Consider the following 24,429-nt stretch of genomic DNA (forward strand, 5'->3'; position numbering starts at 1 on the left):
CTTCCTTCTTACTTGGTTTTGCTACTTCGACGATGATGTGCGAAGTAGGTTTGCGGATACGGCTAGCCGTACCTCTGGCGCGCGGACGAAATCTCTTAAGTACGGGACCCGCATCCACTCGGCAGCTGGTAACTACGACCTCTTCGGGCTCAAAGCCGCCGTTTGCGACTGCGCTTGAAATCGCCGTAGCGATATATTTCGCGCCGCGATTAGGCGTAAATTCCAAAGTAGCAAGGGCAAATTCCGCATTCATGCCTTGAATTTGCTTCGCGATAAGTCTTGCTTTTGTCGGCGAAAGGCGAACAAATTTAATAGTTGATTTACTCATATTCTATCCTTACTTGCCGATCTTTTTCTGCACGGAGCCTTTGTGACCCTTGAAAGTCCGCGTAGGAGCGAACTCGCCTAATTTATAACCGATATGATGCTCGGTGACGTAAACCGGGATAAAATTCTTTCCGTTATGAACGTTAAACGTAAGTCCGATCATTTCAGGCACGATCGTACTTCGTCTCGACCAAGTCTTGATCGGTTTGTTATCGCCGGCTTTCTTTGCCGCAACGACTTTTTTCATTACGTGATCATCTACGAAAGGACCTTTTTTTAGCGATCTAGCCATTTTTATTTTCCTTTCCTTCTTGAAATTATAAGCTTATCGCCCGCTTTTTTATGGCGAGTTTTATAGCCCTTCGTCGGTTTACCCCACGGAGTTACCGGATGGCGACCGGAGTTTTTCTTACCCTCGCCACCGCCGTGCGGGTGATCGACCGGGTTCATCGCAGAACCTCTGGTTTGAGGACGGATACCTCTGTGGCGATTACGTCCGGCTTTACCGATGACGACGTTTGCCCACTCTTCGTTACCCACTACGCCGATACTAGCCATACACTCTGCAAGCACTCTTCTCATCTCACCGCTAGGCAGACGTAAAATGACATATTTTTCCTCTTTGCCCATAAGCTGAGCATAACCTCCGGCGCTACGTGCCATTTGAGCACCTTTGCCGGGTTTTAACTCGATATTATGCAGGATAGTTCCCACAGGGATGTTTTTCATCTTCATAGCATTGCCGGGTTTAATATCTAATCCACCCTCGGCAGCAGCTACTACGTCGCCCACTTTAAGATCGTTAGGCTTGATAATGTAGCGCTTCTCGCCGTCTGCGTATGAGATCAATGCGATACGGCAGTTGCGATTCGGATCGTATTCAATCGCCTCGACCTTGCCAGCAACGCCGAATTTATTTCGCTTAAAATCGATAATTCTATAAAGTTTAGCAGCTCCTGCTTGTTTATGGCGGCTGGTAATGCGACCATTATTGTTTCTTCCGGCTGCGGTAGGAATTTTAACAAGCAAACCTCTAACGCTAGCTTTTGCAGTGATATCCTCGCTGCTAAGACCAGTCATAAATCTTCTACTTGGAGTATACGGTTTATAAGTTTTAATCGCCATTTTACGCCTCCACGCTTTCTAAGCTTGCACCCTCAGGTAGTTTGACGTAGAATTTCTTCACATCATTTCTAACGCCAGTTCTGCCTTTAAATCTTTTTAATTTGCCGTCCTGTCTTAAAGAATTTATCTTTAGCGGAGTGATCCCGAAATAGTTCTTCAAAACGCTCTTTAGTCCGTTTTTCGTAACCGACGGGCTAGTTTGGATAACGACCACGCCGTTTTCTTGAAGACCGAGAGACTTTTCCGTATAAAGGATCGTTTTGATATCTGTTATATCTGCCATTTTAGTCCTCTTTCACTATTGATTCAAATGCCGCTTTTTCGAATACGACTGAGCCGTAAACTGCTATCAGGTAAGCATTGGCCTCGCTTGCATCGATGACATAGCAATTCTTAAGATTTCTATAGGCCAAAAGAGTTTGCGCGTCCAGCTCATTTTTAACGATCAGCGCATCTCTAACGCCCAGTTTCTTAATAAAATTTGCCGCATCTTTGGTTTTGCCGCTTTTTAGCTCCAAATCGTCGAAGATAAAAATTTTACCCTCGTTTGCTTTCTCATTGATAGCAAATTCCAGCGCAAGGCGTTTTTGCTTCTTATTGACCTTCTGCTCGTAATTTCGTTCGTTAGTCGGACCGAATGCGACCGCGCCGCCTACCCAGACGTTAGTTCTGGTTGAGCCCGCACGTGCGCCGCCGCGACCCTTTTGTCGCCATGGTTTTTTGCCGCCGCCGCTAACCTCGGCGCGAGTTTTAGCGTTAGCCGTATTTGCACGAAGCGAAGCAAGGTAAGATTTGACGTACAAATATAGATTGTGCGAATTGACTTCCGAAAATTTCGCAGGAATTTCAATTTCGCTTGCTTTTTCCAGTTTTTCGTTAAGCACGCTTACTTTACTCATTTTACTATCCTTATTCTGCCCATTGCGCCGTTAAATCCAGGAACCGAGCCTTTAAGCACCAAAATTTTATTCTCGGCATCAAAGCTTACGACTTCGTTTTTAGCAGTGATCGTTTCGTTTCCAGTGTGTCCCGCCATCCTCACACCAGGCTGAACGCGACCCGGCCACTCGCAGTTGCCGATCGAGCCCGGTCTTCGGTGAAAGCGGCTGCCGTGCGCTGCAGGACCACCCGCAAAGCCATGGCGCTTAATGACACCCTGATAACCTTTACCCTTGGATTTAAAGCTTACTTTGACGATCTTGGCTTCGCTCAAAACATCTAAATTTTGATCGCCAAGCTCGGCATTTTCTAAGCTTAAAGTCGCAAATTTATTAAATTCCTTGCTTAGGCTATATTTCTTTTGAATGCCGGCGATAGCTTTATTATACGCTTTGCCCTCTGCGTAGGCTACTATAGCTTTTTTCTCATCACAAACTTCGCAAATTTTGGTATTGATAAGTCGTAAAAGCGTCACGGGCGTACTGCTCGTGTCGATCGTCCTACTCATACCTATTTTTTCTACAATATATTCCATTGTTTTACCCCTTATTTGCCCATCGCGTGAACTTCAACGTTGACTTCCGGAGCCAAATCAAGCTTAGTTAGCGAATCAACCGTGTCCGGAGTCGCCGCTACGATATCTAGCATACGAGCGTGGATCTTCATCTCAAACTGCTCTCTAGAGTCCTTATTTACGTGTGGAGATCTTAAAACTGTGTAGCGCTTGATCTTTGTGGGCATAGGAACAGGGCCTCTTACATCCGCACCCGTTCTTTTGACGGCTTCTACTATGGCCGCAACCGTGCGATCTAAAACTCTATGGTCATATGCCTTGAGTTTCAACCTAATTTTTTGCATCTGCTTTTCCTTAAAAAGAACTTGTCGCAACGCGCGACCTTTTGTTTCAAACAAAAGACGCACATTATATAAAAGCGCTCCCTTTTTGTCAAGAAAATAGCCAAATTTTATTGAAATATTTCCTTTTAATAAGGAAAGATATATAGAATTTCGAAAATTTTTAGAGTGTCGAAAAATTTCAATACAAAAATTTTGGATAAATTTAAACAGATATAAAAATTCCATAGGATTTTTCGGATTTATTTCCTTTTAATAAGGAAAATTTTAAAATACTCGCCATGAATGATCTAAAATTTTTTTACGAAAACCCGCCGGAATTTATGGGCTTTATTCCGCGCAAAAGAGGTATCGGCTCTGCCAAAACCATAATCTACGGAGTGCTAAATTCCGGCAAAAGCGCCGTGCTGAAAAATGAAATTTCGGAACTTAAAAAAGATGAAATTTTGTACCTAAATTTAGCCGATCTACGCCTTGAAGAGGCGGTAGCGAATGATGGAATTTTTGTGGCTAGAAATAGTGCGGACAATACAAAGGCTAGCGCAGCAAATGAATATGAAATAAGTAGAGAAGCTACGTTAGACGCGGAAATTTCGGATACGGGCGAATTTTACCGCGCCGCCGTAAAAAATACAGATACAAAAAACGCAAGCGCAAATGGCTCAAACAACGCAAAAAATGCGGAGTCCGATGGCGCAAAAAGCAGGAGCGAGAATTTCTTCCGCGAGATCAAAGAATTTTTAGCCGCCAACGAGCAAATTTCATCGCTTTTTTTGGATAATTTTAGTAGCGCCGATTTTGAAATTTCATCGCTTCAAAGCTTCGCTGGGGGGCTAAATTTAAAGCGTTTTATCATCTCTACTCGCGATAAAGAGTTGGTCCTGCCGGGCTTTGAGCGGCTTGAGCTTTTGCCGCTTTCATTTGAAGAATTTATCGCCTTCGATAAGCGCCACAACGAGATAAACTCGATGATTTCGGCGTTTTTAGCCCAAGGCGGCGGCGCAAAAAATCCCTTCATAGCGCCTGCCGAAATTTTAGAATTCGAGCAGAGTCTGCTTACGGCAAACTTTAGCCGCACGGAAATTTTAATCCTCAAAGAGTGCCTAAGCTTCGTCCACGCCGCATTTAGCGCAAATAAAATTTACACCGCGCTAAAGCCGCGCATCAAGATCTCCAAAGACGCCGTATACGGCACTATCGCCAAACTTGAGCGGGAAAATTTCATCAGATTTTTAAGCAAGGTGGGCGAGCCCGCGCGCGCAAAAAAACTATATTTTTCGCATTTTAATATGCGCGAAATTTTAACGAGCAAAAAGGACTTCTCCAAAAAATTTGCCAACGTCCTTTTCTGCGAGCTTTTGGGGCTAAATACGTCGATTTTTTATACAAAAGAGCTGGATTTTTACCTGCCCGCTCTAAAAATGGGGGTTCTCGTCATCCCATTCAGCGACGCCGACATTATCTTTTTAAAATTCCGCAAAATTTTAAGCGCGCTCAAGAGGCTCGGCATCACAAGCCTAAAGGTCGTTTCTATGGCAAACTCCGGCAGGCTCGAGATCGAGGGGATGCGCTGCGATGTCGTGCCGTTTCATGAGTTCGTGCTTAGCTTCTAATTATTGACATTTCATATCATAAAATATAAATTTTATGATATAATTTTGGCAAACCCATATCAATTACGCAAGGGAAAGCCGATGATCAAATTAAAAGACAAACTCATTTATGAAACGCTAAAACTGGTCGAATCACAAGGTAAAGGGGGACTTTTATGTCGCAATAAGCAAAGCGATGCGGAGTTTATGAGTCCCGTAAACGAATTCGCAGCTGCGAGTGGGCGCAACTACACCTCGGTCAAATCGACTCTTGATATAATTCATAAAAACTGGGGCTATTTGCAGCGCGAAAGCATTAAGGACACGGGACTTGATGCGGGCAAGGCGTCGAAGATTTTCATCTACCGCCTATGCGAGTCAGGGCGAAGCTTTATCGAAAAATACGAAAAGGCGCTCGTCCAAAACGCCGACAAATAGCCCAAAATTAAAAATTTTAAGCGCCAATTAGATAGAATTCTTTAATTTCACGTAGCGCGACAGAATTTCGTTTTTATGCGACTCGCCTTAAAAAAGGAGATGAAAATGCTGGATTTTATAGTAAAAATGTTCGCCTGGAAAGCTGAGTGGGAGGTAAAAAAGGAATATGACAAAGAATTTGGCGATCTATCCTCCATGCGATCAATCTTGCGCTTTATAATACTTCTTGTCATACTTGGCATTTTGATTAAATTTCAATTAAGCGTATGAAAGATACATTTTTAGACATTGCGCTCGTTTTATTAGGCATTGCTATGCTCGTCACAATGCGACAAAAATCTTTATTAAAATTTACAATCTTCGTCGTGATTTTAGCGCTCGCCAGAGAGTTAATCATCAGATTTTATGCCTAGTTTCGGCCAAACCGACGCGGATGGAATTTAAAATTTAAACAACAAAATGACGGCGCGACGGAATTCGGCTGGTGCAAATTTTAAATTTCGCCGTAACCACACTATGCTTTTATCGTCGTTAGTAAATTCTACCGTGCTTCAAGAATTGTCGCATCTACAAATCTAGCCTTTATCGTCAATGATAGATTTTACCCGCGGCGAGGATTTGCGCTTGATACCGCGCTTTTTGTTATTAGTGGCGCAATTTCGCTCGTGCAAATGTGACGGAATTTCACTCGTGTGAACACGGCGGATCTTTTGCGGTGGCAGCAAAATTTATAAACCGAATGAGCGGGTTAGAGCGTAAATTTTATAACGCTATAACGCTTAAATTCCGCAGAAGCCTAAATTAGCGCAATGCAAGCGCAGAATTCAATCAAAAAATTTCAAACTTAGTAGTAAAATTCCGCGCACCAAAATTTTAAAATTTTATTTCATAAAATTCCGAGATTTAGGAATTAAATTTTGCAATGAGACGGCAAATTTTACTTCGCAATTAAAATTCTCACCCAAACCATCCCCGAAAATTCTAAAATTTCATCATCATAAAATTTTAAAATTCCAATGTTGTATTGTAAATCTATTATTTTATAAAACGGAGTGAAAAGCGAAATCTTGCATAAATCGCACTCGAAAATTTCACGGATTCTCGCACAAACCGGCTCGAAATTTCGCCCTGCCTACTCCACGTATCCGATAAATTCGCCATCGAAAGTATGCCTAACGTCGCCGCGAAAGTAAATTTTACCTCCATCTCCTAAGCGCAAATTTAGCATTTCGCCGCTTGCAGGTATCACGCGGATATCGGGAGCTAGCCCCATATTTTCGACGCCTGCGATGAAGCATGCTGCCATCCCCGTACCGCATGCGAGAGTTTCTGCCTCTACGCCACGCTCAAAGGTGCGCACCTTTAAAATTTTGCTTGCGAGGCGACTTTGAACTAACGCATAATTAACGTTAGCGTTATACTTCTCGCGCAGATCGCGGGCCAATGCGGCATCGAACTCATTTAAATCACTAACAAAAGTTACCAAATGCGGCACTCCTGTGTTATAAAAATACCACGTTAGCCCTGCCTCCTCAAAGCTTTCGCCCAGGCGCTTAGGACGAGTTAACATTACCTCGACGTTAGCTACTAACGCGTGAGCGTTAGGGCGAAGATTGAAAATCTCGCCGAAGCTTACATTGCGTAGCTCACCTCGCATGCTCTCGCTCAAATTTCCGCCGAAAATACCGAAAATTTCACCGCTAATTACACCTGCGCCGCTTAGGAATTTCATGCTCTGCCCGGCCAAAAAATTCTCATACGCATACATGCATACCGCGCGCGAGCCATTGCCGCACATATCGGCGCTGCTGCCGTCGCTATTGTAAAATTCCCACTCGAAATTTATCCCCTCGATACCGTTAAATTTCGGTAGTACGACGATGAGGCCGTCGGCGCCCACCCCATCACGCCTATCGCATAGCTCACGCGCTAGCTTGGATCTATCCGCCTTAACAGAATCCGTAAAAATCACGAAATCATTTCCGCTCGCATTATATTTTGAAATTTTCATTATCTACCTCGCAAATTTTAAAATTACTAACGCTGCTCACTAACGCTTTATTAAAATTTTACTTCTATCTAAATTTAAGCGCATCGCTTATTTATAGGCTTTACTAAGACTAAAGTTACTAACTATCTTCTTTCGTAAGCCCATTTTGTTATGCGTTTTTCGCGCTTGATGTTAGAGCCTACCTCATAGCCTTTAAATGCTCGCAAGCATCAAATCTTCCGAGCTTGCAAGCCTTTTCATAAAACTCGCGCGCCTTCTTTTTATCTTTCGCTACGCCCCAGCCCTTTTCGTATTGATATGCTAAATTTGAGCAGGCTAGCGGTTCGTCGCTTTTTTCGCACGCCTCGCTAAAATACTTCGCAGCAAGCGCGTGATCCTTTTGACCGCCGTCGCCTTTAAAATACGTGACGCCCAAATTTACGCACGAATCCACGTGTCCTTGCTCGCAAGCTCTCGTAAAAAATGCCCTGGCCCTATCCACGTCCTTTTTCACGCCTTCGCCGAGAGCATAGCTAAGCCCTAGGTTGTGGCATGCCTCTAGCTGCCCCATCTTGCAAGCCTTAATCAAAAGCTCGATCGCCTTTTTCACGTCGGGATAGACGCCGAGCCCCTTTTTATAGTTGTATGCAAGGCTCGCGCACCCCTCGCTGCTGTTTTTCTTGCAGGCGTCGCTGAAAAGCTCATTCGCCCTCTTGCGATCCTGCGCCACCCCCTGCCCGTCGTTGTAGAGCAGCCCCAAATAGACACAGCCCTTCTGCTCGCCGAGCTTGCACGCCCTGTCGTAATAGCGCGCGGCCTGCCCGAAGCTTCTATTTGAGTCGTATGCATAGCCCAAATTTGCGCAATCCAGCGCGTTTTCCTCGCCGCCAGCGTCGCAGTTGCGCTGTAGCTCATTTATCACGCGGTTTAGTTTTTTACAATCCATCTCGCTCCCAGCGGCGCAGCCCTTCCTTAGATCGTCGATCTCCGCCGCAGCGCCCGTCGCAAATAGCACGGAGAGCAAAACCGTTCGCGCCGTAAATTTCAACCACTCTTTAAGCGGCGCACTTTTAAAATTTTGAAATTTAGCGCCCTTTTGGGCACAGCTACCGATCCTCATCATCTCTCCTTTATTTTTAGTCTCATCTCAATTTGCGTAGAAATTTTATGCAACCGCGCAAGGGCTAAATTTCATATTCTAGCTCTTTTAAAAATCTCTCCACTGCGGCCTCAAGCGCGGCAAGATCGCCTCCGTTATCTATCACAAAGTCCGCCATGGCACGCTTTTGCTCGATATCTATTTGCAGCTCCACGCGGTGCTTTGCAGCGGCATGATCGAGCCCGTTTCGCTTCATCACGCGCGAAACCAGCGTATCTTTTGGCGCATAAACGACTGCCACTTTGTCGAAAAACTCATATCTCTTGCCCTCGAAAAACAGCGGAATATCGACGAAATAAAGCCTTCCTTTCGCTTCCAAATCCCGCGCCTGCGATAAAATTTCAGCCGTTATCTTCGGATGCAGTAGAGCTTCTAGCTTTGCGAGCTCCACAGGGTCTTTAAACACCAGCTCGCCTAGCTTTTTACGATCTACCGAAACGCAGGGCGCGGACGAAATTTCCTCGCCTGAACTAACGCTAAATTCCGCGTGCGAACCCAAATTTTTAGCTTTAACGCCTTTTTGCACGACGTATTGCGCGCCGAAAATTTCAGCCACCTGTGCGGCGCAGCGATCCAAAGCATCATGCGAAATCTTATCGGCGTCGATGATCTCAAATCCGCGATCACGAAGCAGCTCGCAAACCGCGCTCTTACCGCTACCGATGCTGCCCGTGATGACGACGGCGTGTTTAAATTTCAAGGTGAGCCTTTATAGCGTTTTTATTCGATTTTAGCTAAAATCTGCGAAATTATACCATCTTGGAGGATAAAATTTGATAAGCTACAAAGACGCGGGCGTCGATATAGACGCGGGAAATGACTTCGTAAACGCGATAAAACCGTTTGTCAAAGCGACGCAAACTCCGCACGTTTTAGGCGGTATCGGCTCGTTTTCGGGTGCGGTAAGGCTGCCTGCAGGCTATAAAAAACCCGCGATCCTAGGCGCCACCGACGGCGTGGGCACAAAGCTGCGACTCGCGATCGACGCGCGTAAATTTGACGGCGTAGGCCAAGATCTCGTCGCGATGTGTGTGAATGATCTCATATGCAACTTCGCCGAGCCGCTATTTTTCCTCGACTACTACGCGACGGCGAAGCTCGAGATTGCGGATGCCAAAGAGGTAGTAAAAAGCATCGCCGAAGGCTGCAAACTCGCCCGCTGCGCGCTTATCGGCGGCGAAACGGCGGAGATGCCCTCGATGTATGAAAAGGGCGACTTCGACCTAGCGGGCTTTGCCGTGGGTATCGCCGAAGAGGACGAGATCGACCGCAGCAAGTTCGTGCGCGAGGGCGATGTGCTCATCGCGCTTCCTAGCAGCGGCCTGCACTCAAACGGCTTCTCGCTCGCGCGAAAAGTAATCGCCGAGCTGGGGCTAAAATTTGACGACAAGATAGGCGATCGCGCGCTCATCGACGTGCTTTTGCGGCCGACCAGGATTTACGTCGGAGAGTTTTTAAATTTAAAAGACAAGATCCACGCACTCGCGCACATCACGGGCGGGGGTATCGTGGAAAACTTGCCGCGAGTATTTCCGGAGGGGCTGGGTGCAAAGATCGAGCATACAGCGATCCGCACGCCCGAAATCTTTAAAATCATCGCACAAAAGGTGGAACCATCAGAGATGATGAGGACATTTAATATGGGCGTTGGTATGATCGTCGTAGCTCCGAAAGAAAACGCGGACTTCGTGCTGGCAAACACCGATGGCTACGTTATCGGCGAGATCGTAAAAGGCGGGGGCGTGCAGCTGGTGTAAATTTGAAGCGGTAAAATTTGCCGCTTTTTGCCAAGGCAGAATTTATGTTTAGACTAAATTTTAAAGCAGGTATCGTGACCGCTTCCAAAAACAGCGCCGAAAATTATTATATGATAGGCCTTGCGGACGATAAGTACGACTATAAAAACTATCTGCTTTTCCAAAGACCCATCAAGCTCGGGCGGTATGAGGACGCAGACTCACCGCACAACGGCTTATACGCCAAGTGTAGGCGACGTATGTTTAACGGCTGCAAAGCAGTGAAAATAACTAGCGAGCTTATCGTTTTTGAGGTCCAAGATAGCGTCATCACCGTGGATATCCGTGGCGTTAAAATTCCTAAACGCTTCATGCAGTATTACAAAGAAATTTTCGGCGATCTACTTAGCATCGAGGGATAAATTTAAATGCACCAGCGGCACGCAAAATTTAGCAAGCATGCCGAAAATCTACTCGGGGATACTACTCCGCGTCCTTTGCGTCCGCTTTTTCGATGAGACTTTTATACTCGTCCTGGCTTAGATGCTCCATCCACGTTACGTTTTTGCCGTCCTTTTCAAAGGTTACTGCGATATGCTCGCCGTCTTCTTGCAGTCCGGCTCCGTGCCAATGTTTGACGCCAGGCGGACAGAGCACTACGTCGCCAGCACGAGCGATTTGTACGACTCCGTCCGCCGTGCCGGTGTAAATTTTACCCTGCGTTACGATTAAATTTTGCCCCGCCGGATGCGTGTGCCATGCCGTGCGTACTCCACGCGGGAAATGCACTAGTGCTGCTCCTGCGTTTGCATAAGGCGTTGCGCCGAAAAGCAGCGTGACTTTCGGCAGACCGCCTGCAAAAATTTTATCGCTCACCTTGTCATAGACGGCGAGATTTTCCTTTTTAACCAAAACTTGCTTTTCCTGCATCTTTTCTCCTTTGTTAATATTTTTGTCGTTCAGTAATCCCTTTAAATACCAGAAATAACGCAAAATTTTATAAATTTACGTTAAAATTTAAATACAAAAAGCAACCGGACCATTAAAGACTTTTTAAAATCCCCCTTGCATTTTGCGCTTTCGCTTCGCCCACACATTCACCTAAAATTTTAAAAATTCTCTCGAATTGCTCGTCTCTTACGCCTAAATTTCTAGCTCCGCCCAGATGCGATTTTAGCTGCATATTGACGCCATTTAGCGCCGCTAGTGTTGAGACGGTGATAATCTCGCGCTCTAAAAAACCTAAATTATCCCTGCTAAAAAGATAGCCGAAAAGATAGGCCTTCAGTCCGTGATCGACCGCGGGTGCGTCAAAAAGTACCGTACCAGAATAATCGCTCCCAAAGATGTATTTTTGCGTCTGCTCGCCAAGCGCGTAGAAATCGGTATCCGCAAGGGGCGTCGCGTCCCTGTCCGCCTCGTCTTTTATGCCCGCCGCCTCGCGCTCTTTTATGAAATCGTTAAAAACCAAAAGCCCGTTTAGCCCCATCGGAAAGCCGATGTAGGCGCTTTGATGCGACAGCGCCTCTCTGATCTCGCTCACGCTAAGCCCTGCTTTTAGAGCGTTTTGCAGCGCGCCTTTTAGTTTGTCCGCATCGCCCGCCGCCGCATAAGCAGCCATGCTAACGAGCGCTAGCTGTTTGTCGCTAAGTGCTCCGTTTAGCTTTGCCGCGCGCGGAAGCTCGTTAAAATTCACCATCGTTTGTTCCTTTGCCGTGTTTAAATTTAAAGCGACTTGAGCTACTGAAATAATCCAAAATTTTCATCTTTGCTCCTTTTTTTTGGTAAGGCTCGTCTTGCAACTTGCATACGAGCGCCAATAAAGTAAAAATCATTCAAAGCCGCTCGCAAAGTAGACCGCTTAACGAAATGCAAAACTATTTATTTCGCTTATCAAACGCCGACGCCGTCGCGTCCTTAAAGTCCATCGCCTCTCCTGCGATGCTTCTTGTGTCCTTCATATCCGCCATCACGAGCGCCATTTTTTGCTCGGCGTTTTTAAAGACGCTTGAGCCCATAAAAAGATACTGTGCAGGCATAGCCTGGCGCGAGATCTCAAACATCACGGGCCCAAAGGTCGCCGGATCACCCGGCTGTTTTCCGTTGTAAGCCTTAAATTTCTCGATAGTAGCGCTTCTAAACTCATCGTAGTCCTTGATCGCGCCCGCACCAGTTTTTAAGCTTTCGGCTAAAAATTCCGTCCTAAAGCCCGTTGGCATGACGTTTATCGCGCGAATACTGAACTGATTTAACTCTAAATTTAGCCCCTCGCTAAGCGCGGAAACGGCAAATTTACTCATACAATAAGGCGTGCTAGCCCCGCTCGTACGAAAGCCGCCGATCGAGCTTAGATTAAAGATACGAGCGACAATCTTCTCTTCGCTACCGCCGTCTTTTATCGCTTGCGGACGCATTAGTTTAAGCGCGGCCTGCGTTAGTAAAAACGGCGCAAAGACGTTTATCTCAAACTGCGTCCTTAAATCAGCCTCACCAGTCTCCTCGACTATGCCTAAAAGTCCGTATCCGGCGTTATTCACGAGGTTGTCGATGCGACCGAATTTTTTCTGCGTCGCCTCTACCAGCGCTTTAAATTTAGCCTGCAGATCGCCTTCGAATTTTAATTCAAACGGTAAAAAATTCTCGCTTTCGTCGCCGAATTTCTCATTTAGTTTTCTCATCGTTCTTGACGTAGCGACGACCTTATCGCCTCTACTTAGAGCATATTTTGCCAAACTCTCTCCAAAGCCGCCCGTAGCGGCCGTGATAAGCCAAATTTGATTTTCCATGTTTTTCTTCTTTATTAAATTTTCTTTCGCGTTTAAATTTACGCCAGCTAATATCGCGTTTTTATAAATTCTCGCCTTTTAATCGCCGCCTTTTGACAGATTGCGGATCGCCGTGATCGAAAGATAGGCTTGTTTTTATTGTTTTGGTGCATTATGCTTCATCCAGTTTACGAGCCACTTTACGCGCTCGGGATCTGCGTGGTCGAAAAATAGCGTCTTGCCTGTATCAAGCGCAGCGATAGCAGCCATATCATCAGGTGCAAGTGCAAAATCAAAAATATCGAAATTTTGCTTCATTCGCTCTATTTTTACACTCTTTGGAATGACGATGATGTCGCGCTGAATTAACCAGCGCAAAATAACCTGAGCTGAGCTTTTGCCGTATTTTTCACCAATACTGCTTAGTACGGCGTTTTTAAATATATTGTTTTTACCCTCGGCGAAGCTAGCCCACGACTCAAACGCTACGCCGTAGCCATCAAGCACGCGCTTTAACGCTTCACGCTGAAAAAATGGATGACACTCAAGCTGATTTACCGCAGGGATGACGCCGCTGTTTTCGCACAGATCGACGATCCGATCGGCGTAGAAGTTGCTAACGCCGATAGAGCGGATGCGACCCTCTTTTTTAAGCCTACTCATCGCTCGCCACGCGCCGTAAATATCGCCATATGGCTGATGAATGAGATAAAGGTCGAGGTAGTCAAGCCCTAGCTTTTTCATCGACGCATCAAAGGCTTTTAGCGCGCGCTTGTGCCTGCGTGGCGGTAAAATGGTGGAATTTAGCGGCAAGCAGTATCTCTACGATATGCAAAAATTCCTACTTTGCGCAAGCGACCTGCCGCTTTTGGGGCAGGTAGAGCGCTGATCGTTTCTATCGGTAAGCATTAAATTTCAAAGCGAGAATATTCTTGAGGCACTCAAGGAGATAGAGGGGCAGAACCGCGCGGGCAGACTTGAAAGCAGCCTATACTTCGGCGATATGAGCTACGAGATCGCGGACGCCGTTTCTAGGCTCATCTCTTTGCTGCGGCGGGAGCCTGCGAGCCTAAAGCACCTCGGGCGGCTAGCGATAAAAGAAATTTTATACACGCTGATCTTAAGCGGCGCCGGGGGATTTCTCAGCCGCTTCGTCATGCAGGGCACGGCGGAAAACTCCATCGCGCGCGCAATGAGAGAGATTAAAAGCCGCTTTAAAGAGCCGATCAACATGCGCGAGTTGGCGGCCGAGCTCGGCATCAGCACGTCGTCGTTTTATCATAATTTCAAAAAAATTACCGCGCTAAGCCCGCTTGATTTTCAAAAGCGCATTAGACTGCAGGAAGCTAGATATATCTTGCAAAACAAAAGTGGCACGGCTTCTCAAGCGGTCTTTGACGTCGGATACCAAAGTCCGTCGCAATTCAGCAGGGAGTACGCGAGGATGTTCGGCATGTTGCCTAAAGCTCACGCGCAGACGCTTCGAGACTAAAAAGCGGGCGAAATTAAAATGGTCGGTTTGGATGAGCTTCGGCAATCTTAAAAATTTTATGTCGAGCGTAAGCCGAAATAACTACGCAATAAAGTAGCATCCGCGACAGAAACAAACGCCTGGTAGAAAAATAGCCACGTCATAAGAGGGGCAACCAAGACACAAGAGAATAGTTGCGTGCAGTATGGCTAACACACTGTAAGGGGGTATCACACTACAAGAAAGCTGGCCTATACCGTAAACGATAACTGCCCCCCGTTTGCTTGCTGCTACGCTAGAAGTCATTGCCCACCTTGTTGCTAAATTTTATAATTTCAATCGCGTGGCGTTTTATCACGCGGCCTGCACAAGCAGAATCAAGTCAACCGAAACGTTTTAAATAAATTTAAATCAAGCTGGAATAGAAAAAATTTTCTTAAAAATAGCTATTTTAGTATCATGAAATTTCATAAAAATTTATTTATACTGATAAAAACATAATTTTTAATATACGTCTAATAAGCAAAATAGTAATATTTTTACGATATTAAATTTCAGTAAGAAAGGAGAAAATATGGAATTTTTAATGGTTCTGATGTTTTTCGTCGCGGGCCTTTTGTTGTGGTTTAGACCTGAGAAAAAGCGCGCGGTTATGGGCTTTGGTATTGCGGGTATCGCAATACTCGTCATCATGATGGCATGGGTGAATAAATTTGCCGTCGTGCCTATGGGAAATTTTTAGGAGCGAGCAATGAAAAGTTTGCAAGATAAAATGTCTCAAAGCCTCATTCGCGGCGCCGAGATTTCTGCGGGCTGGGGCGAAGATGAAAAGCGGTTTTTTAATCTTTTCGCCCTTGCTGCCCTCGCCCTCATCGCCCTGCCCGTAGGTATCGCGTGTTTGGTTTTGGGCTTTGGCATGGGCGATAGCCCCTGCATCATGTGCTGGCACGAGAGATTTTGCATGGTCGCGATCTCATTTGTGGCCCTATTGATCGTTAGATACGGCTTTACGGTCAAATACCTAGCCGCGATCCTCTTTTTAGCATGCCTCGGGCTATACGACGGCTTTTTGCACTACAGCCTCGACGGCACCGGCGGCGGTTACCTCGACATCAAGCAGGGCTTCGGGCTTGAAATTTTAGGCGCACACACGCAGTTTTGGGTCGTAGTGGTGCATTTTTGCGTCATTATATTTTTGGGAGTGATTTTGCTGCTAGGCAAAAACGTAGGCAAAATAATGCAAAAAAGCGAGGAGAGCGCATACGGTGCGGTTCTGCCGAGCTTCGCGCTAGGCAAGATAGCCGTGGCAGCCTTTGCGATCATCATGGCTTTTAACTGCGTTCAGGCTTTCATCACGGCAGGTCCTCCGCCCTATCTAGCCTCCGCGACGCCTTCGCGCATGAGCGTCGATCCGTCAAAGTGGTTTTGGGAGCTTGATCACTGGGGGGAGACCGAAATTGACTTCCGCGAAAGCTGGAATCCAAAACTACCGAATTTACCGAAATGAGGTCGCGATATGAGAAAAATTTTAACTTTAACCCTTTTGTGCGCCGCACTGGCGCTGGGCGACGAATTTAATCTAAATCCTGCGGACGGCGCAGTGACAAATTTAACGCCGCTACGCAAAAGCGGCGAGATAACGTTAAATTTAAACAACAATAATCCCGTCACGGGGCTTGACTACGACGCGGCGAGCGGAAGCTTTTTGGTAGGCACGCTAAAATTCGAGCTCTACGAAATGGACGGCGAGCTAAAAACCGTAAAAAGCTATCTACGAAGCACACCCGATTGGATAATGCAGATGGAAGAAACCGTCGCAGCGAGCTTTTTTAAAGGCTCGGTAGGGCTCATGAGCTATAATAAAACCTATGAGTTTTTCAAGCCCGCACCGAACCAAAGCAAAGAGGAAGCAAACAAAGCGTGGCGCTATCTGCACGACGGATATGAAAATTTCACGCTCGATTTCAAGGACCGCTACTCCACCGTGCGCGCTAAGCAGCAGTTCATCCTCTCGTGGGATCACTCGGATTTCTACGGCGAGTTTTTCGTCGCTAGCGTGCCGGATAATATAAAGCAAAGCTGGAGTATGGCGAGCTTTAGCGATACCGACAATCTGCTCTCGAGCGAGTTTGTACCGAGCTTCAACGAGACTCTCGGCGTAAAGGACGGCAGGGATATAAACGACTACTACGTCACGGGTATGGATGCGCAAGGCGAGTTTGTTTATCTGCTCTCGAAGCAATACTCAAGCATCCTAAAGCTCGATCCGCGCAGCAGAAAGATCGTGGAGGTTTATAGCTTTGAAGGCGCAAACGACGCGCATGCGCTAGCTATCAAGGATGGAAAATTTTACGTCGCGACGAGAGAAAACGGAACGAATAAAATTTTCGTTTTTGAGAGGTGAAATTTAAGCCGTCTTTGGCGGCTTAAATTTAATTGATTTAAACGCGAATTCCACATCTAAAATTATAAAATTTTGATTAAACATTGACTTCTAAAAAAATACATTAGTGCCGCTAAATTCCAGCGTCATTATATATGGATTATAAGTGCTGTGAAATTTTAAAGCTGCGGACGCCCAATACGGCACCGCGATACCCTCTTCTGTGACCGCGCCCCCCGTGCTCGGTCTGCGTAAAATAAGCAAGAACGTCGCCGCTCGCAAGCCCGTGCTCATCCAGATAGCGCGCAAGCAGCGCGAGGGCCCTTTATCACGAAGCCGCCCAGCTCGGAGAAAATTCGCCTTTTCATTCGCGCCTTTCTTTGATCGCCGTGCGCGTCGTACGCAGAAATTTTACCGTCCATTTGCTCTCTTTATCTTTGTTTTTGCAGCGCCGATGAAATTTTATCACAGTGCCCGCGGCAGGCTAAATTTTATCTCTGCGATTGCGCCGAGAATGAAATTTAAACCCCGTTTTGCGCTCAAATTTACAGCCCGCGGTTTTTGCCGTCCATGTCTTGGCATCTGTCTACGAGCCAGCGCCCGTTCTTGCGCACGAGCAGGAAGCGGCGCGCAAAGCCGTGTTCGTCCTTGGCGTAGATGTAAATTTTATTTTTGCTCTCGCATTCGGCGTCCGTTAGCTCGTACCCGCCGTAGGTGCCGCCCTCCATCATCGAAAACGAAATGCCCTCGGGGCGAAAGCCGCTGCGCCTAACGGGCGTGCAGTAGCGCGCAAAGAGCTCGTCGCATCTGCGCTGCACCTCGCCGTCGTCTGCGTCATCAATTCGCGATGTGGCAAATTTCTCCCATTCGCTCATCGCCGCGAAAAACGCAAGCAGCGCGCCGCGTGCCGCCGCAGCGTCCTGGGGATCAAGCTTCTTTTTGCCCTTTGCGGCGTCTCTTTGCGCCTGCTCAAACTCCGCAATTTGCCCCTTGCTAAAGCGCCCGCCGTCTAGATAAAACTGGATTTTCGTATCTGCCGCGGCTAGCAGCCCCGTAAAGCTCACGCGCGAATTGACCAGGCGCAGTGATTTTAGCTTTGGGATTTGCACGATCGCTTTTAGCCCCTCATCCGTGATGTTAACGTTTTCGATGCCGATGTGTTCGAGCTTGGCGTGTGCTGCAAAGTATCTAAAGCCCTCGCCGCTTATCTTATCGCTATCTTGCAAAAACAGATACGCAAGCTTCGGCAGCGTGGCTAGATGCTCTAGTGCCGCGTCCGTAATCGCCGTGGCTATAAAGCCCATATTTACGAGGCTTTTTACCTCGCAGATGCGGCGCACCATCTCATCGGTGAGTGCTACGTTTTCGTAGTGATGGCCTTTGCAGTAGCGCTCGCTAACCGCGTCCAAAGCCTCCTGCATCGTGATCTGCTTCATCAGCTATCCTTTAAAATTTGATTTTAAAATTTTAGTGAAATTTTGCGATTTACGCAAGGCGCTGAAATTTACGCGCGGATTTGCTCGCGCAGCGCGATTAAATTTTGCGGCAATAGCGCGGTTAAAATGTACTTTCGTCGTTGAAATTCGACATAGAATTTCGGCAATGTTTTTTTAAATTTAGCTTGTCACGCAAAGTGGGCGAGCGGAAAAGGTGCTTTTGTGATTAAATTTTACGCATCATTTTTCGCGACGCCGCTTTTCCTCGATGCCGCTTTGCCCTTGCCTGCGCGCTAGTTCGTCAAGTAGGGCGTCTGGGTGGATATTGCGCGCTGCAAGTGCGAGCAGAAGGTGAAATAAAAGATCCGCCCCCTCGTAAATCACGTCGTATCGCGGCTCGCCCACTCTATGCTCGCCGAAGCCCTCGCGCGCGATGTCTGCGTAAAGCTCGCTGCGCGAAAGGTCCTTGCACGCCAGCGCGAACTCGCACGCCTCCTCGGCGATCTTTTTGAGATAGGCGTTTTCGCCCTTCGCGTAGAGCGAGGCGACGTAGGAGAGCGCGGGCTCGCCGTTTAGCTTGCGATCCAAGCAGACGTGATAAATTTCGTCCAAAATACCATACGGGCTTTTTTCTGCGGAGCTTTCGAGCGTAGAATTTTGCGCGGCGGCGTCTAAATTTTGCTCGCTGCACTCTGCGGCGGAATTTACCGCCGTGAAATTTTGAATTGCGGAATTTTTTGCATCGCAAGCGCCCGGGCTCTGGATATTTTCGCCGCGTTTTTGCAACGAAATCTCTTTGAAAAAACAGCTTCGCGAGCCCGTATGGCAGGCACTACCGCCGCATTGCTCGATCTTAAGTAGCAGCGTATCGTTATCGCAGTCCAAAAAAGCCTCTCGCACAAGCTGAACATGCCCGCTCTCCTCGCCCTTTTTCCAGATGCGCCCCTTGCTGCGCGAGAAGTAGTGCGCGTAGCCCGTTTGCAACGTCAGGCTTAGCGCCTCTTCGTTCATATACGCGAGCATCAAAACCGCGCCGTCACCCGCGTCCTGCACGATCGCGGGGAGCAGCCCGCCTAATTTTTGCCAATCTACCTTCATCTTTGATCCTTAGTTTGCGAAGTCGCGCGCCCTGAATTTAGCCGCCGCACGCGGAATTTGAGTTGTGAATTTACGAAGCGGCATGCCTCGTAAATTTAAAGGACAAATCTAGCGGCTAAATTTTAAGCGACCGCTAGACTTAAACCGTAACGGGCGCGAGTTCTGCTCGTCACGAGCTTTCACTCGCTACTAAGCTTGGCTCGCAAAATTACGAGTTAAGCTTATGCGCCCGGAGCAACTCGCTATTAAATTTAGTTCGCGAAATCTGGGCGTATAACTGCCTGAAATTTTAATTTTCCCGCTCGATGGCGCTTTGCTTCGCCTTATCTTTCGTATCGACCCAAATATTAGGCACCGCGCCGCCCGGCGTTAGGAAAATTTTTGCGTCGCTGTTTTCGCGCAACGCCTCGTTAAATTTGGCCTGCGTCTCGATCTGCTTGAGGCTTAAAAGATTTGCATCCAAGCTCTTTGCGACCTCTTTGTTGGCGTAGGCTTGCGCGTCGGCTTCGATCTTAGCGGCATCGGCGCGACCTTGAGCTTCGATTTTGACGGCGTCTGCGTTACCTTTGGCAAGAGCAGCCTTTTTAAGCGCCTCTTGATTTGCGCGCTCGACCTCGTATTTGGTGCGCTCAGCCTCCTGCTTGGCGATCTGCACGCTCTCGATCTGCTCCTTTACCTTCGCCGGCAGGATGATCTCGCGAAGCTGCACGGCTAGCAGATCTACGGGCGAATTCGGCAGTGCTTCGATATTCTTGCGGATGCCGTCGTCAATCGCTTTAGCGATCTCGTCGCGTTTGGTAGGCAGCTCCTCGGCGGCATAGTTACCGATGACGCTGCGCACGACGTCCTTTACGCGCGGATCGATGATCTTATCCTCCCACAAAAAGCCCCACTCGGCGATCGTGTTGGGCGCCGTGGCTTCATTGAGCCTGTATTGCACGGTGATGTCGATGCTGACGGGCAAATTTCGCGAGTCTAGCACCGAAAGCGAGTTTTTACTAATGATACCGCCCGCGGTGCCGCTTTTAGTAGCGATACCCGCGCTCATATCTTCGCTGCTGGTGTAGTTGATGATACGCGTGCGAGTATCTACGACGAATACGTCCTGTATGAACGGCACAAAAAAATGAAGTCCCGCGCCAAGAGGCGTCGGATCGTATTTGCCTAAATTTGACTTGATCCCCACCTCGCCGGATTGGATCGTGACGAAGGGTTTTGAGATCACTAGTAGCGCTATTATCGCGATTATCGCGTAAATCACGCCGCTAAACTTGCCCATTCCTCCAAAATTAGGAATTTTAAAATTTAAATTCCCGCCTTTTTTATCGCCATTTTTCTTATTAAAATAATCATTCAAATCCGCTGGCATGCGTGTCCTTATTTAACGTATGTGAGCCAGTGCTCAAATTTTGGGTCTTTGCCCGTGACGACGGCGAAATACGCCTTTTGCAAGTGACTCGTGATCTCGCCCATCTCGCCCTTGCCGATGATCCTACCGTCGATATTGCTAATCGGCGTGACCTCCGCGGCGGTGCCAGTAAAAAACGCTTCGTCCGCGGCATAGAGCTGATCGCGAGCGATGCGCTCTCTGCGGACTTCGTAGCCCAGGCTGCGCGCGATTTCTATGACTGAATTTTGAGTGATGCTCTCTAGGCTGGTGTCGTTAGGCGGAGTGATGATGACGCCCTCTTTTACGATAAATAGGCACTCGCCCGGCCCCTCCGCGACGAAGCCCTGCGGATCGAGCAGTATCGCCTCATCGTATCCCGCATCGACCGCTTCGAAATTTGCCATCTGCGAGTTGAAATAATTCGCGCTCGCTTTGGCTTTTGCCATCATCGAAAATTGCGCCGGCTTTATCCACGATGAAATTTTGGCTTTGATGCCCTTGCGTAGCGCCTCTTCGCCCATATACGCGCCCCATTGCCACGCTGCTACGATGACGTTTACCGAGCAGTTCGTAGATGAAACGCCCATCGAGCCGTAGCCGAAGTATGCTAGCGGGCGGATATAGACGGTCTGATCGAAGCGGTTTTTCGCGACGACGTCGATCTGGGCCTGACGAAGCTGCTCGAAGCTAAACGGAAGCTTGATCAGGCAGAGTTTTGCCGAAATTTCAAGACGGGCAGTGTGCTCGTCCAAGCGGAAAATCGCGTAGCCTTTGTCGGTTTTATAGGCGCGTACGCCCTCAAATACGGCGTTTCCGTAGTGCAGAGAATGCGTCAAAACGTGGGTAGTAGCCTCCGCCCAGGGGATTAGTTTGCCGTCTTTCCAGATGAGCTCGGCCTCTTGAATTTGTGCCATTTCTTGATCCTTTTGTTTAAAATTTAATCTGCGATTTTAGCTAAAACAATATTAATTTCTAAGAAATTTAAAAGCGGTTGAAATTTGGTGCGATTTTAAGACGCACAACGAGTTGTGAGTTCAAATTTAGCTCGCAACTCGGTGCAGATGGCATTAAAATTCCACGAAAGAAAGCCCGATGCCGATCTTATTGACGCTGCGTTTGTAGTCCGCAAGGCTTTCGCCGTAGCCATTGAAGTAGCGCAGATAGCCGTAAAATCCGCTGTTAAAGATCGGGAAGCTGTAGTTTAGCTCGATCGCGCCACGGTTACTGCCGTCAAAATGTAGGTTGTTACGCCACAGAGCGCTAAGTCGCTGCTTGCCGAAGGTGTATGATGCGCGCAGATCGCCGTAGCCCATATAATCCGCGATGTCCTCGTTCGTGCGGTCCAGCCAAAACGCATACCACGCTCTGGGGGTGATCGAAAATCCGTCCGCACTCCAGGTGCTTTGGGTGTAGAGCCTATTCCATGAGCGCGATTCCTCGCCGCCCTTGCCGTTTGACTCGTGCATTGCGCCTATCTTTAACTCGTCCGCAAACGGCACCGGCGCGCTAACGTAGAGCTCGGGGCGATAGTTGCTCTCGCGGAAAGGCGCGCTATCCTGCGTGATCTGCCACCAGGAATTTTGCGCGTAAGCAAATGAAATTTTCTCTCCAAACCCCAGCACGTCGTAGGTGATCGGGCGCTCGAAGCTAAACTCAAAATGCAGCTCGTCAGCCTTACGATCGGGTTTCTTGCTAAAATCGTGAGTAAAGAGCATATAGATCGGCTCGTAGTATTTAAGCCCTAAAAATCCAAAATTTCGGTCATTTTGCTCGCCTTGCGGCGCGGAATTTTGCGCTAGAAAATTCCGTTCGTCCTGCATCGCAGAACTCGATGTCGTGGAATTCTGAGATAGCGAGGCGGAATTCGATGATGCTAAATTTGACGCAGAGCCTGACGCAGCCGAGTTTGCGTCTGCGAAATTTGACGAAATAGAATTTGGCGCGACAGGTTTCGGCGCGGCGGAATTTTGTGCGACAGAATTTTGCGACTCAGCGGAGTTTAAAACGGCGGTATCATCGTGCGAAGCGCGGTTTTCTGCGGACGAGGTAGAATTTTTTGCTGAATTTCGGCGCGACTTTTCGCCGCTTTCTGCTAGACTTGCCGCGGCGATCTTTTTGTAATAGATCATCGCGTTTTTGTAATCGCCCTTGGCCTCGTATTCGCTAGCCTTTGCGTATAGCTCGGATAGGTCTTGTGCGGCTAGGCTCATGGCGCAAAACGCGAACATTAAAGCTTTAAATTTCATCTACGCCCTTTAAATCGTTTTGATAATTTATATTTAAAAACTGCTCTTTGTTTTTGAAATTTAGCACTTTAGAATTTACGCGATCGATGAGCGCGCCGATCTTATGCTCCCCCGCGCGGTAGAGCTCAAGCGCGCGCGGCGCGAGAGCTGCGTCAAAAAATCCGCACAAGCTATGCCTGTGCTCTTCGTCGCCCGCTACGCAAATTTGCCCCTCTTGCTCGCTAAGAGCGCGAATGGTGGAAATTTCTACAAAGGGCATGTCGGCGGGGATGATAAAAATGCGCTCGCCGCTAAAGGGCTTTAGCGCCGAATACAGCGCGCCCATCGGCGAAAATTCCTCAAATTCGTCGTAGATCATAGGAAGCGGAGGGTTAAATTTAGAGCTTTTGGCGCAGGCGAAAACCCGCTCAAACTCGCGGTTTAAGCGCGAAAAAAGAAAGTGCGTCATGCTGGGATGCCCGCGGAATGGAAACAGCGTTTTATCGCTGCCGAAACGCGAGCTTTTGCCACCGCAGAGAATGACGCAGGTTTTCATAGAAATTTCACCGGCTTTCATCGATCTTTATCGCGGCGAAATTTTAAATTTGAAAGTAAAATTTGAAAGAAGCGCGGACATATCAGTCTTTTTGCATATATTTGGCTTTGCCAAGGGCGTTGTTTGCGATGAACTGATAAAGGCTCGGCGCCTGAAGCTTGGCTAGCTCGGGGTATTTGGCTTTAAGCGTCTTCCAGATATCATAGACTCGCATACCGCTTGCGTAAAGCTTCATAATCTCGCTAAAATGCGGATCGTAAAGGCTTGGCTTTTTATACAGCGAGAGTTTGCGGTCGGTATCCAGCACCGCGTTTGCCTCGATAAAAGCGGCTAGATCGCGCTCGCTTACTTTGGCAAAATCCTTTTCGTAGTGAGATTTCATATACTTTAAAATTTCTTTATTGCTGATGCCTTGGAAGTGCATTTTTTTGATTTCGAAGCGATACGCGTATAAGAAATCTTCGCTTTTTTGGGCGATTGCGCGAAGTCTTGTTTTTTCATCTTTGAACGTCACGGAGATAAAGTGCGTAAGCCCGGGCGCAGTAACGGCGTTTTTGAACGCTTCGTCCTCCTCGCCGATCTTTTTTAAGATCGCCTTGACGGTGTAGCCCTCGGCGATGAGGTTTGAAATTTTATCTTTATATGGCTTGTAGTCGAATCGCACGCGCCTAAAGCCCGTCTCGACGCTGATTTTTTTGTAGATCCTCGCATGCTCTCTAGATGTAAAATACCTTGATTTCAGCCCTTTACGGAGTTGTTCGGCAACCGCGGTAAAATCGTCATAATCGGCGATAGACGCGATTAATTCCTTTTCGTTTACGACCCTGCCGTTAACGACCGCGATGGTAATGACCTTCATATTTTCTCCTTTGATTGGGCACAATTCTAACTTAAAACTATAAACTCAAATTTAATTATTTATTATCAAGGATTGCGGAGGATTT

Annotated in this window: 30 protein-coding genes and 2 pseudogenes; 10 read left to right on the forward strand and 22 right to left on the reverse strand. The window is 47.5% G+C overall.

The window, feature by feature from the left end; all coding sequences use genetic code 11:
* Window positions 1-16 precede the first annotated feature (16 nt).
* The 7 genes and pseudogenes from rplV to rpsJ all read right to left on the reverse strand — a co-directional run.
* Window positions 17-328, reverse strand: a pseudogene (gene rplV / locus QZ367_RS06045) (50S ribosomal protein L22); the annotation flags it as partial.
* A gap of 9 nt (window positions 329-337) precedes the next feature.
* Window positions 338-619: a 30S ribosomal protein S19 gene (gene rpsS / locus QZ367_RS06050; protein ID WP_005869002.1), complete on the reverse strand. Its 282-nt coding sequence runs from the start codon at window positions 617-619 to the stop codon at window positions 338-340.
* Window positions 620-621: 2 nt separating this feature from the next.
* A complete protein-coding gene (rplB, locus tag QZ367_RS06055) occupies window positions 622-1,452 on the reverse strand; it encodes a 50S ribosomal protein L2 (protein ID WP_291938596.1) in 831 nt (276 codons plus the stop codon).
* A 1-nt stretch (window position 1,453) separates the two neighbouring features.
* Window positions 1,454-1,735, reverse strand: a complete 282-nt coding sequence (locus tag QZ367_RS06060) for a 50S ribosomal protein L23 (RefSeq protein WP_291938598.1) — start codon at window positions 1,733-1,735, stop codon at window positions 1,454-1,456.
* Between the two features lies 1 nt (window position 1,736).
* Complete coding sequence (gene rplD, locus QZ367_RS06065; protein WP_291938600.1) at window positions 1,737-2,351, reverse strand: 50S ribosomal protein L4; 615 nt, start codon at window positions 2,349-2,351, stop codon at window positions 1,737-1,739.
* Window positions 2,348-2,926, reverse strand: coding sequence for a 50S ribosomal protein L3 (rplC, locus tag QZ367_RS06070; RefSeq protein WP_291938602.1), 579 nt, complete (start codon window positions 2,924-2,926; stop codon window positions 2,348-2,350). Before rplC ends, rplD begins: the two co-directional genes overlap by 4 nt.
* A gap of 11 nt (window positions 2,927-2,937) precedes the next feature.
* A complete protein-coding gene (rpsJ, locus tag QZ367_RS06075; RefSeq protein WP_291939283.1) occupies window positions 2,938-3,249 on the reverse strand; it encodes a 30S ribosomal protein S10 in 312 nt (103 codons plus the stop codon).
* A 278-nt stretch (window positions 3,250-3,527) separates the two neighbouring features.
* Between rpsJ and QZ367_RS06080 the strand changes: the two genes are divergently transcribed.
* From QZ367_RS06080 to QZ367_RS06090, 3 genes are all read left to right on the forward strand, one after another.
* Complete coding sequence (locus QZ367_RS06080) at window positions 3,528-4,859, forward strand: hypothetical protein (protein WP_291938604.1); 1,332 nt, start codon at window positions 3,528-3,530, stop codon at window positions 4,857-4,859.
* An 81-nt stretch (window positions 4,860-4,940) separates the two neighbouring features.
* Entirely contained in the window at window positions 4,941-5,276 is a 336-nt protein-coding gene (locus tag QZ367_RS06085; protein WP_291938606.1) for a hypothetical protein, read from the forward strand.
* Window positions 5,277-5,381: 105 nt separating this feature from the next.
* Entirely contained in the window at window positions 5,382-5,546 is a 165-nt protein-coding gene (locus QZ367_RS06090; RefSeq protein ID WP_291938608.1) for a hypothetical protein, read from the forward strand.
* Between the two features lie 862 nt (window positions 5,547-6,408).
* Here QZ367_RS06090 and dapF read toward each other — a convergent pair.
* From dapF to coaE, 3 genes are all read right to left on the reverse strand, one after another.
* On the reverse strand, window positions 6,409-7,287 hold the full coding sequence (dapF, locus tag QZ367_RS06095; RefSeq protein WP_291938610.1) for a diaminopimelate epimerase: 879 nt from the start codon (window positions 7,285-7,287) through the stop codon (window positions 6,409-6,411).
* Window positions 7,288-7,465: 178 nt separating this feature from the next.
* A complete protein-coding gene (locus tag QZ367_RS06100; RefSeq protein WP_291938612.1) occupies window positions 7,466-8,386 on the reverse strand; it encodes a tetratricopeptide repeat protein in 921 nt (306 codons plus the stop codon).
* A gap of 64 nt (window positions 8,387-8,450) precedes the next feature.
* Window positions 8,451-9,125, reverse strand: coding sequence for a dephospho-CoA kinase (gene coaE / locus QZ367_RS06105; protein WP_291938614.1), 675 nt, complete (start codon window positions 9,123-9,125; stop codon window positions 8,451-8,453).
* A gap of 73 nt (window positions 9,126-9,198) precedes the next feature.
* Here coaE and purM point away from each other — a divergent pair, with 73 nt between their 5' ends.
* A complete protein-coding gene (gene purM / locus QZ367_RS06110) occupies window positions 9,199-10,182 on the forward strand; it encodes a phosphoribosylformylglycinamidine cyclo-ligase (protein WP_291938616.1) in 984 nt (327 codons plus the stop codon).
* A gap of 44 nt (window positions 10,183-10,226) precedes the next feature.
* Window positions 10,227-10,583, forward strand: coding sequence for a hypothetical protein (locus QZ367_RS06115; protein WP_291938617.1), 357 nt, complete (start codon window positions 10,227-10,229; stop codon window positions 10,581-10,583).
* A 61-nt stretch (window positions 10,584-10,644) separates the two neighbouring features.
* On the opposite strand, the gene QZ367_RS06120 is transcribed toward QZ367_RS06115, so the two are convergent.
* The 4 genes from QZ367_RS06120 to QZ367_RS06135 all read right to left on the reverse strand — a co-directional run bounded on the left by QZ367_RS06120 (window position 10,645) and on the right by QZ367_RS06135 (window position 13,739).
* Entirely contained in the window at window positions 10,645-11,091 is a 447-nt protein-coding gene (locus tag QZ367_RS06120) for a cupin domain-containing protein (RefSeq protein ID WP_291938619.1), read from the reverse strand.
* A 112-nt stretch (window positions 11,092-11,203) separates the two neighbouring features.
* Window positions 11,204-11,860, reverse strand: coding sequence for a carboxymuconolactone decarboxylase family protein (locus tag QZ367_RS06125; protein WP_291938621.1), 657 nt, complete (start codon window positions 11,858-11,860; stop codon window positions 11,204-11,206).
* A 178-nt stretch (window positions 11,861-12,038) separates the two neighbouring features.
* Entirely contained in the window at window positions 12,039-12,947 is a 909-nt protein-coding gene (locus QZ367_RS06130; protein WP_291938623.1) for an SDR family NAD(P)-dependent oxidoreductase, read from the reverse strand.
* Window positions 12,948-13,082: 135 nt separating this feature from the next.
* Window positions 13,083-13,739, reverse strand: a complete 657-nt coding sequence (locus QZ367_RS06135) for an aldo/keto reductase (RefSeq protein ID WP_291938625.1) — start codon at window positions 13,737-13,739, stop codon at window positions 13,083-13,085.
* A gap of 91 nt (window positions 13,740-13,830) precedes the next feature.
* Between QZ367_RS06135 and QZ367_RS06140 the strand changes: the two are divergent.
* The 5 genes and pseudogenes from QZ367_RS06140 to QZ367_RS06160 all read left to right on the forward strand — a co-directional run.
* Window positions 13,831-14,049, forward strand: a pseudogene (locus QZ367_RS06140) (AraC family transcriptional regulator N-terminal domain-containing protein); the annotation flags it as partial.
* 108 nt (window positions 14,050-14,157) lie between these two features.
* On the forward strand, window positions 14,158-14,418 hold the full coding sequence (locus QZ367_RS06145; protein WP_291939285.1) for an AraC family transcriptional regulator: 261 nt from the start codon (window positions 14,158-14,160) through the stop codon (window positions 14,416-14,418).
* Between the two features lie 553 nt (window positions 14,419-14,971).
* Window positions 14,972-15,139 carry a hypothetical protein gene (locus tag QZ367_RS06150; RefSeq protein ID WP_291938627.1) on the forward strand — a complete coding sequence of 56 codons (168 nt, stop codon included), beginning with the start codon at window positions 14,972-14,974 and terminating at the stop codon, window positions 15,137-15,139.
* A gap of 9 nt (window positions 15,140-15,148) precedes the next feature.
* On the forward strand, window positions 15,149-15,904 hold the full coding sequence (locus tag QZ367_RS06155) for a disulfide bond formation protein B (RefSeq protein ID WP_291938629.1): 756 nt from the start codon (window positions 15,149-15,151) through the stop codon (window positions 15,902-15,904).
* Window positions 15,905-15,913: 9 nt separating this feature from the next.
* Window positions 15,914-16,801, forward strand: a complete 888-nt coding sequence (locus QZ367_RS06160; protein ID WP_291938630.1) for a hypothetical protein — start codon at window positions 15,914-15,916, stop codon at window positions 16,799-16,801.
* Between the two features lie 90 nt (window positions 16,802-16,891).
* Here the strand turns inward: QZ367_RS06160 and QZ367_RS06165 are convergent, their stop codons facing one another.
* From QZ367_RS06165 to QZ367_RS06200, 8 genes are all read right to left on the reverse strand, one after another.
* Window positions 16,892-17,089: a hypothetical protein gene (locus tag QZ367_RS06165; protein ID WP_291938632.1), complete on the reverse strand. Its 198-nt coding sequence runs from the start codon at window positions 17,087-17,089 to the stop codon at window positions 16,892-16,894.
* A 236-nt stretch (window positions 17,090-17,325) separates the two neighbouring features.
* Window positions 17,326-18,216 (reverse strand): NTF2 fold immunity protein, encoded by an 891-nt coding sequence (locus QZ367_RS06170; RefSeq protein ID WP_291938634.1) that lies wholly within the window; start codon window positions 18,214-18,216, stop codon window positions 17,326-17,328.
* A gap of 240 nt (window positions 18,217-18,456) precedes the next feature.
* A complete protein-coding gene (hisI, locus tag QZ367_RS06175) occupies window positions 18,457-19,314 on the reverse strand; it encodes a phosphoribosyl-AMP cyclohydrolase (RefSeq protein ID WP_291938636.1) in 858 nt (285 codons plus the stop codon).
* Window positions 19,315-19,603: 289 nt separating this feature from the next.
* On the reverse strand, window positions 19,604-20,683 hold the full coding sequence (locus QZ367_RS06180; protein ID WP_291938638.1) for an SPFH domain-containing protein: 1,080 nt from the start codon (window positions 20,681-20,683) through the stop codon (window positions 19,604-19,606).
* Window positions 20,684-20,691: 8 nt separating this feature from the next.
* On the reverse strand, window positions 20,692-21,618 hold the full coding sequence (locus QZ367_RS06185) for a branched-chain amino acid transaminase (RefSeq protein ID WP_291938640.1): 927 nt from the start codon (window positions 21,616-21,618) through the stop codon (window positions 20,692-20,694).
* A gap of 153 nt (window positions 21,619-21,771) precedes the next feature.
* Window positions 21,772-22,950 (reverse strand): phospholipase A, encoded by a 1,179-nt coding sequence (locus QZ367_RS06190; RefSeq protein ID WP_291938642.1) that lies wholly within the window; start codon window positions 22,948-22,950, stop codon window positions 21,772-21,774.
* Window positions 22,940-23,506 carry a molybdenum cofactor guanylyltransferase gene (locus QZ367_RS06195; RefSeq protein ID WP_291938644.1) on the reverse strand — a complete coding sequence of 189 codons (567 nt, stop codon included), beginning with the start codon at window positions 23,504-23,506 and terminating at the stop codon, window positions 22,940-22,942. The genes QZ367_RS06190 and QZ367_RS06195 overlap by 11 nt, the downstream gene beginning before the upstream one ends.
* A 61-nt stretch (window positions 23,507-23,567) precedes the next feature.
* On the reverse strand, window positions 23,568-24,344 hold the full coding sequence (locus QZ367_RS06200; protein WP_291938645.1) for a hypothetical protein: 777 nt from the start codon (window positions 24,342-24,344) through the stop codon (window positions 23,568-23,570).
* Window positions 24,345-24,429 lie beyond the last annotated feature (85 nt).

The organism is Campylobacter sp., assembly GCF_019423325.1.
GTDB lineage: Bacteria > Campylobacterota > Campylobacteria > Campylobacterales > Campylobacteraceae > Campylobacter_B.